General features: G+C 60.6%; 12 protein-coding genes. 2 read left to right on the forward strand and 10 right to left on the reverse strand.

Going from position 1 to position 13,082, the window contains the following annotated elements:
- Positions 1 to 68: 68 nt before the first annotated feature.
- The 10 genes from HW556_RS01775 to pdhA form a co-directional block, all read right to left on the reverse strand.
- On the reverse strand, positions 69 to 2,198 hold the full coding sequence (locus tag HW556_RS01775; RefSeq protein ID WP_246289490.1) for a peptidylprolyl isomerase: 2,130 nt from the start codon (positions 2,196 to 2,198) through the stop codon (positions 69 to 71).
- Positions 2,199 to 2,331: 133 nt separating this feature from the next.
- Positions 2,332 to 2,619 carry a hypothetical protein gene (locus HW556_RS01780; RefSeq protein ID WP_176897405.1) on the reverse strand — a complete coding sequence of 96 codons (288 nt, stop codon included), beginning with the start codon at positions 2,617 to 2,619 and terminating at the stop codon, positions 2,332 to 2,334.
- A 2-nt stretch (positions 2,620 to 2,621) separates the two neighbouring features.
- The gene (lptC, locus tag HW556_RS01785) at positions 2,622 to 3,218 is read right to left on the reverse strand and encodes an LPS export ABC transporter periplasmic protein LptC (protein WP_176897407.1); all 597 of its coding nucleotides are present in this window, start codon (positions 3,216 to 3,218) and stop codon (positions 2,622 to 2,624) included.
- 115 nt (positions 3,219 to 3,333) lie between these two features.
- Entirely contained in the window at positions 3,334 to 4,692 is a 1,359-nt protein-coding gene (locus HW556_RS01790) for a porin family protein (protein ID WP_176897408.1), read from the reverse strand.
- Positions 4,679 to 5,422, reverse strand: a complete 744-nt coding sequence (locus HW556_RS01795) for a type III pantothenate kinase (protein WP_176897411.1) — start codon at positions 5,420 to 5,422, stop codon at positions 4,679 to 4,681. The genes HW556_RS01790 and HW556_RS01795 overlap by 14 nt, the downstream gene beginning before the upstream one ends.
- Positions 5,423 to 5,628: 206 nt before the next feature.
- Complete coding sequence (locus HW556_RS01800) at positions 5,629 to 7,548, reverse strand: pseudouridine synthase (RefSeq protein WP_176897413.1); 1,920 nt, start codon at positions 7,546 to 7,548, stop codon at positions 5,629 to 5,631.
- Between the two features lie 237 nt (positions 7,549 to 7,785).
- A complete protein-coding gene (locus HW556_RS01805; RefSeq protein ID WP_176897415.1) occupies positions 7,786 to 8,169 on the reverse strand; it encodes a TraR/DksA family transcriptional regulator in 384 nt (127 codons plus the stop codon).
- Between the two features lie 322 nt (positions 8,170 to 8,491).
- On the reverse strand, positions 8,492 to 8,968 hold the full coding sequence (ribH, locus tag HW556_RS01810) for a 6,7-dimethyl-8-ribityllumazine synthase (protein WP_176897417.1): 477 nt from the start codon (positions 8,966 to 8,968) through the stop codon (positions 8,492 to 8,494).
- A 254-nt stretch (positions 8,969 to 9,222) separates the two neighbouring features.
- Entirely contained in the window at positions 9,223 to 9,993 is a 771-nt protein-coding gene (locus HW556_RS01815; protein ID WP_176897419.1) for a tetratricopeptide repeat protein, read from the reverse strand.
- A 54-nt stretch (positions 9,994 to 10,047) separates the two neighbouring features.
- Complete coding sequence (pdhA, locus tag HW556_RS01820; RefSeq protein WP_218136844.1) at positions 10,048 to 11,223, reverse strand: pyruvate dehydrogenase (acetyl-transferring) E1 component subunit alpha; 1,176 nt, start codon at positions 11,221 to 11,223, stop codon at positions 10,048 to 10,050.
- 69 nt (positions 11,224 to 11,292) lie between these two features.
- Here pdhA and recF point away from each other — a divergent pair, with 69 nt between their 5' ends.
- Both recF and HW556_RS01830 read left to right on the forward strand, forming a co-directional pair.
- Complete coding sequence (recF, locus tag HW556_RS01825; protein ID WP_176897420.1) at positions 11,293 to 12,408, forward strand: DNA replication/repair protein RecF; 1,116 nt, start codon at positions 11,293 to 11,295, stop codon at positions 12,406 to 12,408.
- A gap of 67 nt (positions 12,409 to 12,475) precedes the next feature.
- Complete coding sequence (locus HW556_RS01830; protein ID WP_176897422.1) at positions 12,476 to 12,799, forward strand: DUF721 domain-containing protein; 324 nt, start codon at positions 12,476 to 12,478, stop codon at positions 12,797 to 12,799.
- Positions 12,800 to 13,082: the final 283 nt, after the last annotated feature.

A 13,082-nucleotide genomic window follows, 5' to 3' on the forward strand; every position in this document is an offset into this window, starting at 1 on the left:
TATAAGAGGGCCGTTTTCGCGGAATAAGGTCCTTCCTTTATCAGGATGACAAGATGCTAACTCAGGCCCTAAAAGAACTTAGCGCGATTATCTTTTACGTCAGCGTTCTGCTTGAGGGCTTCAAAGATGAGGCCGTCGATACGGGCCGCACGCTGGGCCGTCAGCTGCTGGCGGGCAGCGGCTACGTCGGTGGTGGGGGGCGCAGGCTGGGCGCTGGTGGGCTCAACCACAAACACGCCCTGCTCGCCGGCAATCGGGGCCGACTTCTGGCCCACTTTCAGGCCGAAGGCACGACCTACGGCAGTTGGCTCGCTACCCACGCCGGCAATCATGCTCTGGCCCAATACCACGTTGTCGGCGGTTTTCACCTGGGCGGCGGAGCCATAGGCCTGAGCCATCTGCTCGAGCGTACCCTTGGAGGCGCTCAGCTTCTGCTTGATTTGCTCAGCCTTGAGTTCGTTGCGCACTAAAGCGGTGATTTCAGGCTTGATGCTGGCCAAGTCGGCCGTTCCTTTGCTCCGCTCGCCGGTCAGCACGGCCACCACGTAGGTGTCGCCGATTTCGAACACGCGCGATACGTCGCCGGTCTGCTTGGCACCGGCCCCTTCCGAGTCGTCGGCGCCGTAGGCCCAGCGCACCAGCGGCCGAGCTTCCTGCAGATTATTCACGGCTTGGTCGCCACGGCCCAGGTTCTTGGCTTCGGCTTTCTGCAGGCTCTTGTCAGCGGCTACCGCCTTGCGGAACGACTCTAGGTCGGTGGCCTGGCCCTTCAACTCCTGCGCCTTGTTGTAGGCTGCGTCGCGGGTGCCTTCGGTGGGCTGAATGCTTTTCTGCACGGTGGCCACGCGGTAGGTCTGCTTGGTAGGTGCAGCCGTTACCTTAATGATATGGTAGCCAAATGATGTCTTGACCAAGTTGGGTAGCAAGCCGAGCGAAGAAGCGCCGAACACGGCCTTCTCAAACTCGGGCACCATGCGGCCCTGCTGGAACCAGCCCAGGTCGCCGCCGGTGGCGGTGGTACCGTCCGAGCCATACTGGCGGGCCATGGCGGCGAAATCGGCACCACCTTTAATCTTGGCAAGCACGTCCGTGGCTTTGGCCTTGGCAGCAACATCCGCCTCGGGCGTAGTAGCGTCGCTCTTGATTAGGATGTGGCTGGCGCGGGCGGCTGACTGGTCGCCGGTTTTCTGGCCGGTTACCTTGTACAGCGAGTAGGTACCGTTTTCGGCGTAAGGGCCGTACACCTTGCCTTCCTGCAATGGCAGCTGCTCGCGCAGTTTCTCGGGCATGTCGGCAGCCGTGAGGTAGGCCGGGACAACGGGGTTGTCGGAGTTGAGCTTTACGAATACCGAGTCGGCGGGTGCGGCAGCGAACTGGGTAGCCAGCTCGTTTACCGTTTTGCCGATTTCGGTGCTGTCTTCCACCGAAGCCGTAACCGGAATGGATACGTACTCGATGCTGCGGCCATCTTCTACTTTAAAGCGACCCTGGTTTTTGTCGATGTAGGCCTGCAGCTGCTCGTCGGTTACTTTCACGCTCGAATCGGAGAGGGCGAAGTAGGGCACGAACAGGTAGCGCAGGTTTACTTGGGCCATCATCCCCTCGTTGAAGCGCTTGGCTTCGGCCGAGGTCACGTAAGTGCTCATTTTGAGCAGGTTGGTATACTTCTGGCCTAGGCGCTCGGGGCGCAGGTTCTGCTCGAAGTTGGCAAAGGCGGCTTGCGCCTGCGGGTCCATCTTGTCGAGGTTGCGCAGGTATTCCTTCACCTTCAACACATCGAACTGGCCGGTCGAGTCGGTGAAAGCCTGGCGGATGCTGGGGTGGATGTTGGTACCCTGCACCATATCAGTCAGTTCGTCGTCCGAAACCGTCAGGCCCAGCTTGTCGAACTGCTTCTGGAAGGCAATGCGGTAGAGCATCTGGTTCCAGGCCTGCTCGCGCAGGTAGCCCATGGCCTGCTCGTCGGGCTGGCGGCCCTGCTGCTGAATGAAGGCCTGTTTGGCCTGCTCCAGCGTGGCATTGAATTCGTCGTAGTCGATTTCCTGCCCCGCAATTTCACCCACCGAGCGGTCGGAGCGGCCAAAGAAGCTGTTCTGCCCCGTAAACAGGTCGCCGCCCACCATAAACAGAAGCAGGCCGATGACGATAGCGCCAACTGCCCAGCCCGATTTTTCGCGGATTGTATTAATTAATGCCATGAACTTGAAAAAAAGCGCGGGTAGAAAATGGTGAATGGGGTGCAAAATAACCAAAAATGCCGGTCATTTGGTACATTCTCTGTCAGATAGGTAAAGGACGATGCGCTGGCCGGGCACAATGGGCCCCGGGTTGCTACTTCCGTTTCTTGGGCTTACCGGCGGCTTTGCCGGGTTTGCGGGCCGCTTTGCTGGTTTCGGCCTTCCGGGCATCTTCGGCCCGCATGTCGGCCTCCTTCTGGCGTTGGCGCAGGTAGCGCAGCCAGATAATGCAGCCGAACGAAACCATGAACAGCCAATAGTTGCTATAGAGACCTTCAAGCCCGCCAATAACCAGTGTCCGGAATGAGGCCACTACGAACGTAAATACGCCCACTACAAACAGAATGGTCTGGCTGATGCCGGGGTCCCAGAATCGTTTCATGGCTACGGAGCGGTATCGGTGGCAATGGGGGGGGCGGCTGCCGGAGCACCATCCTGCATGGTAAATACACCGGTGGGCGTTAGAATGCGGTAGCGCGAAAAATCCTGGTTGGCCGTCAGGCCCCGGCCGGTGAGCACCTCGGTGGGCGTTGTTACCTTGATTTCGGTTTCGGGCTTGGTATAGATGCTGGCCTTGTTCTGGTCGTAGAAAGCCTCTTCGGAGTTCATGCGCTGCTGCTTGGGCACATTGGTCACGCGCACGTCACCGCGCATAGAGTACAAACTCTGGTTGCGCTGGTAGCGGCCATACTTGCCGGTTATCGTGTTCACGACCGTTTTGCCCTCCTCGTCCATGAACGTGAGTTGCACGCCCTCGGGATAGAGCCGGTCGCCCGACTCAAAGCTCTGCTCCAGGGGGGCCGTCAGGCGCACGCGCAGCCGGGCCGAGTCGCTGACGAGCATGAGTACGTTGCGGGTTTCCACGGTGGGGCCCTGGTAGTCGATGACTTTGACCGGGGCCTCATCGGCTTTATGGCAGCCGGCGCTTAGCAGCACCGGCCCCAGCAGCAGCCACCCCGTCATCCATTTTCCTGACTTCATATCTGGTGGTTGGATCAGGGACAAAAACATATCCTTGATGCCGGAGGAGACGCGTAGGGGGCTGAAAAAAGACGGTGTGCTGTCCGCTCGCCCCACTGTTTGCTATCCTGTCCGGCTACTCAATCCGGCGCTTGATGAACCAGCGGTTGTTAAGCGTCACGCCCAGCTGCATCCGGATATAGCTTTCCTGCACGTTACGCTCGTTGCTGCCATCGGACTGCACGAGCACATCGGTGTTGCCGCGCCGCCCATAGGTGAACCCCAGACTGACGGTGGTAGCATCGAGGGCGGAGGCCGAGGGCAGCGGCAGGCCAAAGCCCCAGCTCACGGCCCGGTCGAGCAGCACGTTGCCGCCGGGGCGGTACGGCAGCTGGGCCACGCTCAGGCCGGCACGATACGTAACGCGCTTAAAGTAATTATCAACCGACGTGGGGTCGGGCGTAAATTCGCCCCCCATCGACCCGCGGTAGATGTCGCTGAGCGCAATATTCGACAGCCCACCTTCCTGGCCAAACGACTTGAAGCGCGACCATTGTTGCCGGCTGCCGTCGAGGTTCAGGCTCCAGTTGCGGTTGTTATCGAAGCTGATGCCCACCTGCGACAGAGCAGGTACGCGGGCTTTGCCCTTTTCGCCGCTGCTAAGCACGCTGGCGTTAATCAGGGCTCCGCCAGCATCTTCACGCAGAATATTAGTGCTTCGGTCGCCGTTGAGCTGGCTCTGGAAGCTGTATACCCCGCCCACGTTGTAGTTGAGCTTGTCGTTGAGCTTGCCGCGGTAGTGCAGCCCCGAGCGGAAGGTGAAATCGGTGTAGCGCACCTGCTGCTCGTAAATGGAGCGGCTGGCCAGTGCCAGGGGCAGCGTAGCGGTACCCACGCGGGTGCTGGCCTGCTGGTTGATGCTGCCAAACACATAAGCTGCCGACACGCCCACTACCAAGTTTTTGCGCACCCGTACCGCGTGGCTCATGTAGGCCTCCGCCAAGCCGCCGTCACCTAAGTACTGGCGCTCCAACTGGGCATCCGGGTCGTTGGACACGCCGTTATTCACTGTCTTCGACTCATAGTCGACCGTGCTGTAGGGCTTGAGGCCAATGGCCCCGGCCCAGCTGCGGCTGATAGGAACCGCCAGGGCTATGTAGCCCAGCGTGCCGGTACCGGTGCGCTGGCTGCTTACATTGTTGCGCAGCGTTTTGAACTGGCCAGTGTAACCGGCTTCGAACGTGGTGCGGTTGGTATAATACAGCAGCGCCGGGTTCAGCTCGTTGACGTTGGTGCCGTTCGGAGCTGCGACGCCCGTACCGCCCATGCCCATTTGCCGCACGCCACCCAGGTTCTGGCTGGCGTCGCCGAGCCCCAGGCGCGAATAAGGCGAGTTGCCCAAGCCCTGACCCTGGCCCAGCGCCCCCGGCGTGGCAGCCAGCAGGCCCAGCAGCGAAAAACCGCCGGCCAGACCAGCAAAATTAAGTTGCGACATGATGTGCTAAAATTCGGTGGAGCCCAATTAAAACCAGCTCCGGAACAACAAAGATAGGTCCTTTCAGGCGGGCACGAAAAAATGGTGCGTCGCCGCCGGCCAGTACCACGGCCAGCTTCGGGTAGCGGGCAGCGTAGGCGGCCAGCAAGCCGGCCACTTCGGCAGCCGCCCCATTCAATACGCCGCTGCGAATAGCGCTTTCGGTGTCGGTGCCGGTCAGGGGCACCTCATCGGTAGCATTGGCCGGCGGATCTACCAACGGCAGCCGCCCGGTAAACGCGTGCAGTGCCTTAAACCGCATGGCCAGCCCCGGCGCAATACTGCCGCCCCGGAACACCTGCCCGCCTTCCACCACATCGAACTTGATGGCCGTGCCGGCATCCACAATTACTATATCTCGGCCCGGCAGCAGCCAGGCTGCCCCCACCGCCCCCGCCAGCCGATCGGCTCCCAGGGTGTGGGGCGTGGCGTAGGCGTTGGCCAGGGGTAGCGGCGTGGTGGCGGGCACGAATTCCAGCACCCGGCCCGGTACCAGCGTCCGCAGTTCGGCGGCCCAAACAGCCGTCGGCTCGGCCACCGATGCCACCACTACGTGCTCAGGCTGCAGGCGCAGCACCGCCGCCCGCACCTGCGCTGGCGTCTGCCCGCTGGCCCACTCCAGCAGCTCATCCCGCTCAAAGCAGCCGTATTTCACGGCCGTGTTGCCAATATCGAGGGCGAGTGTGCGCAATGGGAAAAGTGAGGGGTTGGTAGCTGAAAGCCAAAAGTAGCGAGAAGCCAAAAAACGTTATTCAGAGTAAAGCGAAGAATTCTGCGCGAAGCCGTTGGTGTGTTTTTGCAACGGCCCCGAGCGAGAATCTTCGCTTTGCTCTGAATAACGTTTTTTCTGGCAGTCGATATCTCCGGGAGCCTATTTAGGCTCCCAGGGTTGCCTGCCTACATGAAATACTTAAGGCGGATAACTTCCTTCTCGTTGAGGAAGCGCCACTTGCCCCGGGGCAGGTCCTTCTTGGTGAGGCCGGCGTACTGCACCCGGTCCAGCGCTACCACGTCGTAGCCCAAGTGCTCGAATATGCGGCGCACGATGCGGTTACGGCCAATGTGGATTTCCACACCCACGAAGTGCGGGTTGCCAGCCACTACAGCCACGTCGTCCACTTCCGCCTTGCCGTCTTCCAGCTCCACGCCGGCCGCAATCTGGCGCAGGTCCTCTTCCGTCAGGGGCTTGTCAAGCTCCACCTGATAGATTTTCTTGTTGCGGTGCGAAGGGTGCGAAAGTTTCTGGGCGACTTCGCCGTCGTTGGTGAACAGCAGCAGACCAGTGGTGTTGCGGTCGAGGCGACCAACCGGGAACACGCGCTCCTTCGAGGCGCTCTTGATGAGCTCCATTACCGTGCGGCGGCCTTCGGGGTCGTCGGTGGTGGTGAGGAAGTCCTTGGGCTTATTGAGCAGGAGGTACACCTGCTTTTCGCGGCTCAGGTTGGTTTTGCCATACTGCACCGTGTCGGAGGGCTGCACCTGGTAGCCCATTTCCGTCACTACTTCCCCGTTTACCTTTATTTCACCCGCCGCAATCAGCGCATCGGCATCGCGGCGCGAGCACACGCCGGCGTTGGCGATGTAGCGGTTGAGGCGCGTCGTGCCTTCGGCCGAGTCCTCCTCCTCTTCGCGGCGGCGCTTGTTGCCCCGGGTTTTATCTTCGTCGTAATGGCGCAGGTTCTTGTAGTCGGGCGCTTCGCCGGTTGCCTCGCCACGCTTGCGTTTGCCGGCCTGGTTCGAGTCGGCGGCAGCAGCCGGCGCATCGGGGCGGCCGGGGCGCTCGTCGTAAGCACGCCGGGGCCGCTCCTCACGGGGCGCACGTTTCTCGTCGCGCCCGAAGGCGCCACGCGGTGCATCCGCATCAGGGCGTCGCGCGGGCCGGTCAGTACCCGCTGGGCGCTCGGAGCGCCGGTCGTCACGCCGGTCGGGGCGCTCATTGCGTCGCTCGTCGCGGCCAAAGCTGCTGCGCCGCTCGCCACTGGCACCGCCCCCGAAGCCGGAGGGCTTTCGGTCGTCGGATTCGCGTGGCTCCCGGTTGCCGGCTTCTTCGGCCCGGCGGGTAGCGCGGAAGGTGGCATCATCCGAAAAATCGGGATGCTGCGGAGCGAGGCTCTCGGGCCGGCGGTCGGGGTCGAAGGAACGGGCCGGGCGCACCGGACGGTCGGGGCCGTACTCGCGCGAGCCCAAGTGGTCTTCCTGGGGCCGTGGGCGCGGGGCTTCCTGGCGCGGCTCGTCTACGGCATTGGGGTTGCCTTTAATGAATTTACGGTTTCGCTCACCCGGCTGTCCACGGGGCACCGACTGCTCACCATCTTCTCGGCGGTAGGGCTGGCCCTTCCAGGTTTGCTTGGCCTCGAAGTTGCGCACGGGCCGCTCGTCGCGGCGCTCATCACGCTGGTCGCGGCGGTCGTCGCCACGGCCGGCACTGCGCGAGTCGCCAAAACGGCTGTCACGAGCCGGACGCTCGTCGCGGCTACCACCGAAGCGGTTGTCGCGGGCCGGGCGCTCATCGCGGCCACCGAAGCTACCGCCACCGCTGTTGCCAAATTTACGTGGGCCACCGAAGCTGCCGCCGCCGTTGCCAAACTTGCGCGGGCCGCCGTAGCCACCCTCCGCCGGGCGTCCGCCAAAGGCGGGCCGGTCGCCACCGCGCCGCGAGTCGTCGCCGCCGGAACCACCGCGAGCCTGGTCGCGGTTGGCCCGCTCTTGGCCGGGCTGAATGAATTTGCTGCCCGCGTCGCGGCTCGTAGGCCGGCTGGAGCTGGAGAAGCGGCCGCGGCCCTTGGGCGCGTCGTCGGAGTGGTGTTTCTTACCCATGGTGGTAAAGCGTGCGTGCCGTATCGCTACGGTACAGATGAATGATTCGGGAGAGCTTATAAACGAAGCTCCGGGGAAAACAGTGCCCGGACTAGCAGCCCGGCTCCGCGCGGGGCGGAGTTCAGGCAGCCAGTCCGGGCTACCGGGTTGTTTAGCGCCTAGCGCTTAGCCGAGGATGCCCAATAGAGATAATATCGTCTCTGACTAAGCACTACCCACTAAGCCCTAAGCTTCAGTTTAGTCGCGACGGGCCATTTTGGCCTCAATTGAATGCTGGGTGTGCGGTACGGCGCGCAGGCGCTCCTTCTGGATAAGCTTGCCGGTGCCGATGCATACGCCGTAGGTACCGTTCTTAATGCGAACCAGCGCGTTTTCGAGCTGCTGGATGAACTTCATCTGGCGCGACGCCAACTGGTTCATGCTTTCCTTCTCAGCCGTGTCGGCGCCGTCTTCCAGCACCTTCGATGAAGAAGCCGTGTTGTCGGTACCCATATCGTTTTTGCGGCTCAGGGTTTCCTTGATAAAAGAAACCTCCTTGCGGGCGGCAGTAAGCTTGTCCTGGATGATTTGCTCGAACTCGGCCAGTTCTTCCTTGGAATAGCGTAGGGGTGCTTCACTCATGATTGTAAAGGAAGATTATAGTGAGAGGGGTGGGATTGGGGAGGCTGGTTGAAAGTGACACCGACTGGCTGGCACATCTGGGTGCTAAGCCAAGTAAGCCGAACAGCAACAGAATCGAATTGGTTTACCCAGCCGCTTTGGCGGAAACCAAAATGCACGACCTCCGCACCCGCTCAATGCCGGTAATCGGCCGCAAAGCTACGATTTTGCGGCGGATTGCGCGTCACCCCTGCCTAAGTGGCAACGCCTTACCCGATGCGGTCTGAACTGGCACTAACGGGCAGCAACCGCCGGAACTGGTGGGATAGCTCAGCTTCTGAACTTAGAAACCCAGCATATGGATAGCAGCTACTGCGCCCTCTACGCCCTTGTTGCCGTGCTTGCCGCCGGCCCGGTCCCAGGCCTGCTCCAGGGTGTTGGTGGTTACAAGCCCGAATATGACGGGCTTGTTGAACTTGAGGCCTACGTTGGTGATGCCGCTGGCCACGGCGTGGCAGATGTAGTCGTCGTGCTTGGTTTCGCCTTGGATAACTACGCCCAAACAGATTACGGCGTCAATCTCATCGTGCTGGGCCAGTAACTGGGCCCCCAGCGTCAGCTCGAAGCTGCCCGGCACGGTGTTGCGGAAGATGTTCTCGGGCTTGGCGCCGTGCTTTAGCAGGGTGTCGTAGGCGCCCTGGGCCAGCGTGTCGGTGATTTCGCGGTTCCACTCGGCTACTACCAGCCCGAAGCACTTCTCGGAGATGTCAACGAAGTGGTCGGAGGTGTAGTCGCTCAGGTTTTTGAGGGAGGTTGCCATTAGGATTAAGCTATAAGCTGTCAGTGGTTAGCTGCTTAGCCGTTGTTCCAGAAAGATGCTTTCGAAAAGCACTTTACGCTTTTATTGGTGACTGCCAGCCTTATGAACTGAAGAGAGTGGCCCAGCCACAAAGATAGTCTCAGCGCCTGAGTACCTACATAAAGTAAAAAGGCAGCCCGAAAGCCGCCTTTTTATTTACATTGTTCTTAAAATCAGGCACTTGTACCCTATTTCAAACAAATGGCTACAGAAACCTACTTGCCGTTCAGACCTTCGGCGCGGGCCTTGTACTGCTTGGCTTCGTTGGCTTCGGCGGCAGCGGGGTAGGCGGTCAGGATTTTATCGTAGGCCGTAATGGCGCCGGCGTAATCCTTGGCTACTTCGCGGGCCGTGCCTTCCTTGAGCAGGTAAGCGGGCGAGAATTGCTCGTTGGCATTGTAGTTGGCGGCCTTGTTGTAGTAGTCAGCGGCTTCCTTGGGCTGGTTGAGCTCCAAGTGAGCATCGCCAATCAGCGAGTAGGCGCGGGCCTGCACCAAGTAATCGTCGGCGCTGAAGTCTTCGAGGTAGTCGATGGCCGCCTTGTACTGGCCTTGCTTGAGGGCAGCCACGCCGGCGTAGAAGCTGGCCAGGTTGCCGGCATCAGATCCACCGTACTCCGAAACCACGCGCTCCAGACCCAGGTTACGGCCGTCGCCTTTCAACGACTTCTGCAACGAGTCGGCCTCCCAGTAGCTTACCGCCTGGAACATGGCCGCCTGCCCTTTTTCATTCTGCGAGTTGCGCCACAGGTAGTAGCCGAAGCCACCCGCCACGGCCAGTACTACTACGGCCAGCAGGCCCAGCAGCACGTTCTTATTGCGGCGCACGAAATCCTCTGACTCCACCAGCCGCATGGCCAGTGCGTTGGGGTCTTCCATCAGCGGGTGCTCGGGGTTGTAGGCTTGCGCAGGAGCGAGTGGGTCGGTGCTGACGACACGCTGCGGGCGATTCTGCTGGCTTTTACCCGTAAAAGGAATCTTGGACATGGAGGTTGCTCGAAAAAGGGGCCACTGAATGCGGCCGGAAAATCGTCCGGTTGCTTAGTCGCGGATGTATGGGTAGTCCTGCTGCACGTACACGTCGTGGTAAAGCTCGTCGGCAGTCGGGTAGTCCGACTTCTCGGCAAACTCCACCGACTCCTGCACCTGAGCCTTTATCTTCTCGTCGATGGCTTCCAGGTCGGCCTCGGTGGCCATATTGTGCGTGAGGATGGTGTGGCGCACGGCCTCAATGGAGTCGCGCGAGCGGTAATCCTCCAGTTCGTCTTTGGTGCGGTACTTGGCCGGGTCGCTCATCGAGTGGCCCTTGTAGCGGTACGTTTTGAACTCCAGCAGCGTGGGGCCTTCGCCGGCACGGGCCCGCTCGGCGGCGCGGGATACGGCCTCGTGCACTTCCTCCACGTTCATGGCATTCACCGGCTCCGAAGGCATGTCGTACGACTCGCCCAGCGTATACAGCTCCGTGACGTTAGAGGTCCGCTGCACCGAGGTGCCCATGGCGTAGCCGTTGTTCTCAATCACGAAGATAACCGGCAGCTTCCAGAGCATGGCCATGTTGAAGGCCTCGTGCAGGGCGCCCTGGCGCACGGCACCGTCGCCCATCGAGCAGACGCATAGGTTGCCGGTCTTGTTGTATTTCTCGGCGAAGGCAATGCCCGCACCCATCGGCACCTGCGCGCCCACAATGCCGTGGCCACCGATGAAGTTTACTTCCTTATCGAAGATGTGCATCGAGCCGCCCTTGCCCTTCGAGCAGCCGGTGGCTTTGGCATACAGCTCGGCCATGATGGCGTTGGGCGAGGTGCCCAGCGCCAGCGGGTGGGCGTGGTCGCGGTAGGCGGTGATGTGCTTGTCGTCCTTGGTCAGGGCCGACACGGTACCGGCTACGCAGGCCTCCTGGCCGATGTAGAGGTGACAGAAGCCTTTAATCTTCTGCTGGCCGTACAACTGCCCGGCCTTCTCCTCGAACTTGCGCATGAGCACCATCTGCTCATACCAGGTCAGGTAGGTTTCCTTGGAATATTCGGGTGTGGCCGGCGACGAGGCTTTGGGCCCATCAGTAGCGGCCTTGGCTTCTTTGTTCACCGCCGTTTTCACGTTCTGGGGCTGCTGGGCGGTTTCCACCTTGGCCTTACCCTTAGCGGGCGCTTTGGTTGCCGACGTTTTCTTCGCCGAATTGGAAGCCTTAGCCGCAGCCTGTACTTTCGTCTCCGCCATCTTAGTTTCGATTGTTCGCGTTTGGGAGGCGAAAGTACGTAAAAGGATTGCAATGTCCGAACCCCGCGCATGAACCTGGAGAACCTTCATCTGCTCTTCTTCAAGAATTACGAAGAAGCTCAGCTCGCCTTTTCCCCGCACATCAACTGCTTTATCGGCGACAATGGCAGTGGCAAAACCAACCTGCTCGACGCCATCCATTACCTCTCGCTCACCAAGAGCGCCTTTACCCAAGCCGATACCCAGAGCATCCGGCAAGGCGAGGAGTTCTTTGTGGTACGCGGCCGGTTCGCCGACCGGCCCGATGAGGCGCCGGCCGAAACCATTCAGTGCAGTCTGCGGGTGGGCCAGAAGAAAAGCGTTACTCATGACAAGCAGCCTTATGAGCGGGTGTCCGACCACATCGGCCGCTATCCGGTGGTGCTCATCTCGCCCTACGACACGGACCTGATCCGGCAGGGCAGCGAGGAGCGGCGCAAGCACTTCGACAGCCTCATGTCGCAGCTCGACCACGCGTATCTGGAGCTGCTCATCCGCTACACCCAACTGCTCAAGCAGCGCAACGCCCTGCTCAAGCTGGCCGCCGACCGCCAGGCTGGCTACGACCGCGACTACCTGCTGACCATTGATGAGCAGCTGGCCCCACTGGGCGAGCAGCTGGTGCAGCGCCGCCAGGAGTTCCTGGTTGGGTTCGAGCCGCTCTTCCAGCGCCATTATGCCCAGCTCGCCGATGGTCAGGAGCAGGTTACGCTCACCTATAAAAGCGAGCTACCCGGCGCCGACTTCGGCAAGCTGCTGCGGCTGCAGGAGCGCCGCGACCTGACGCTGCAGCGCACCACCACCGGCCCCCACCGCGACGACTTCACTTTCCTGATGGATGACAAGCCGGTGAAAGGCTACGGCTCGCAGGGCCAGCAGAAGTCGTTCGTCATTGCTCTCAAGCTGGCCCAGTTTGAGTTACTGGCCGAGCGCCAGCACCAGAAGCCGCTGCTGCTGCTCGACGACATTTTCGACCGCCTCGATGAGAAGCGAATCACGCGCCTGATGCAGCTAGTGGCTAACCACACCTTCGGCCAGATTTTCCTGACCGACACCCACCTCGAACGCACCGATAGGGTGCTGGCCGAGCTGTCGGAAGATATCCGCCGGTTCCGGGTAGATGCCGGTACCGTGACGCGGTTGTAGCCGGCGGGCGGGGTATCTTTGTTGAGTTAGCCAGCGGGGTGCTTTCTTCGCGCGTTAACTTACTGCAATGGCTTACAAAAAACCTTACGCTCCCGAAAATTCTCGCAAGGCCGACATTGTCTCGCTTAAAGACAGCATCACGTCCATGCTGCGCGCCTACCGCCTGCAGGGTAAGCTGAACGAAGTAACAGTGGTGGCCAGCTGGGAGAAGGTGATGGGCAAGGCCGTGGCCCTGAAAACCCAGCAGCTCTACGTGAGCAACAACAAGCTATTTGTGCGCCTATCCTCGGCCCCCCTTAAGCATGAACTGATAATGGCCAAGACCAAAGTGTTGGCCAATCTCAACGCCGAAGTTGGCGAGGACATTATCAAAGAAGTCGTCTTCCTATAGCCGAGCTATAGATATAGAGTCCCGCTTAGCAGTACCCGCTTTTATGGTTGCTGCCTTTACTGCGAGGGCACGGCAACTCCCCGCCCAGGCAGCAGAGAGGCAGTGGGCAGTATTGCTCTGCTACAGCAATCCATGCTCTTACCATGCCATCCAGCCTAAACGGATTCAGGTCGTCGGTGCTTCTTTCTGCACCATAAGGCATACTTCTTCCATCCAATAGCGAGCAACTGCTAGTGGTGCGCAGATATGCTCAGGTAGTTCCTGCATGATACCCGAGCCAGGC

Origin of the sequence: Hymenobacter terrestris (genome assembly GCF_013377905.1) — a bacterium.
In the GTDB taxonomy this organism is placed as follows: Bacteria; Bacteroidota; Bacteroidia; order Cytophagales; family Hymenobacteraceae; genus Hymenobacter; species Hymenobacter terrestris.

Excerpts from the sequence above, each read along its gene's own strand:
- HW556_RS01775 (WP_246289490.1), bottom strand. The coding sequence starts at position 2,198 with ATGGCATTAATTAATACAATCCGCGAAAAATCGGGCTGGGCAGTTGGC.
- HW556_RS01780 (WP_176897405.1), bottom strand. The coding sequence starts at position 2,619 with ATGAAACGATTCTGGGACCCCGGCATCAGCCAGACCATTCTGTTTGTA.
- lptC (WP_176897407.1), bottom strand. The coding sequence starts at position 3,218 with ATGAAGTCAGGAAAATGGATGACGGGGTGGCTGCTGCTGGGGCCGGTG.
- HW556_RS01790 (WP_176897408.1), bottom strand. The coding sequence starts at position 4,692 with ATGTCGCAACTTAATTTTGCTGGTCTGGCCGGCGGTTTTTCGCTGCTG.
- HW556_RS01800 (WP_176897413.1), bottom strand. The coding sequence starts at position 7,548 with ATGGGTAAGAAACACCACTCCGACGACGCGCCCAAGGGCCGCGGCCGC.
- HW556_RS01805 (WP_176897415.1), bottom strand. The coding sequence starts at position 8,169 with ATGAGTGAAGCACCCCTACGCTATTCCAAGGAAGAACTGGCCGAGTTC.
- ribH (WP_176897417.1), bottom strand. The coding sequence starts at position 8,968 with ATGGCAACCTCCCTCAAAAACCTGAGCGACTACACCTCCGACCACTTC.
- HW556_RS01815 (WP_176897419.1), bottom strand. The coding sequence starts at position 9,993 with ATGTCCAAGATTCCTTTTACGGGTAAAAGCCAGCAGAATCGCCCGCAG.
- pdhA (WP_218136844.1), bottom strand. The coding sequence starts at position 11,223 with ATGGCGGAGACGAAAGTACAGGCTGCGGCTAAGGCTTCCAATTCGGCG.
- recF (WP_176897420.1), top strand. The coding sequence starts at position 11,293 with ATGAACCTGGAGAACCTTCATCTGCTCTTCTTCAAGAATTACGAAGAA.
- HW556_RS01830 (WP_176897422.1), top strand. The coding sequence starts at position 12,476 with ATGGCTTACAAAAAACCTTACGCTCCCGAAAATTCTCGCAAGGCCGAC.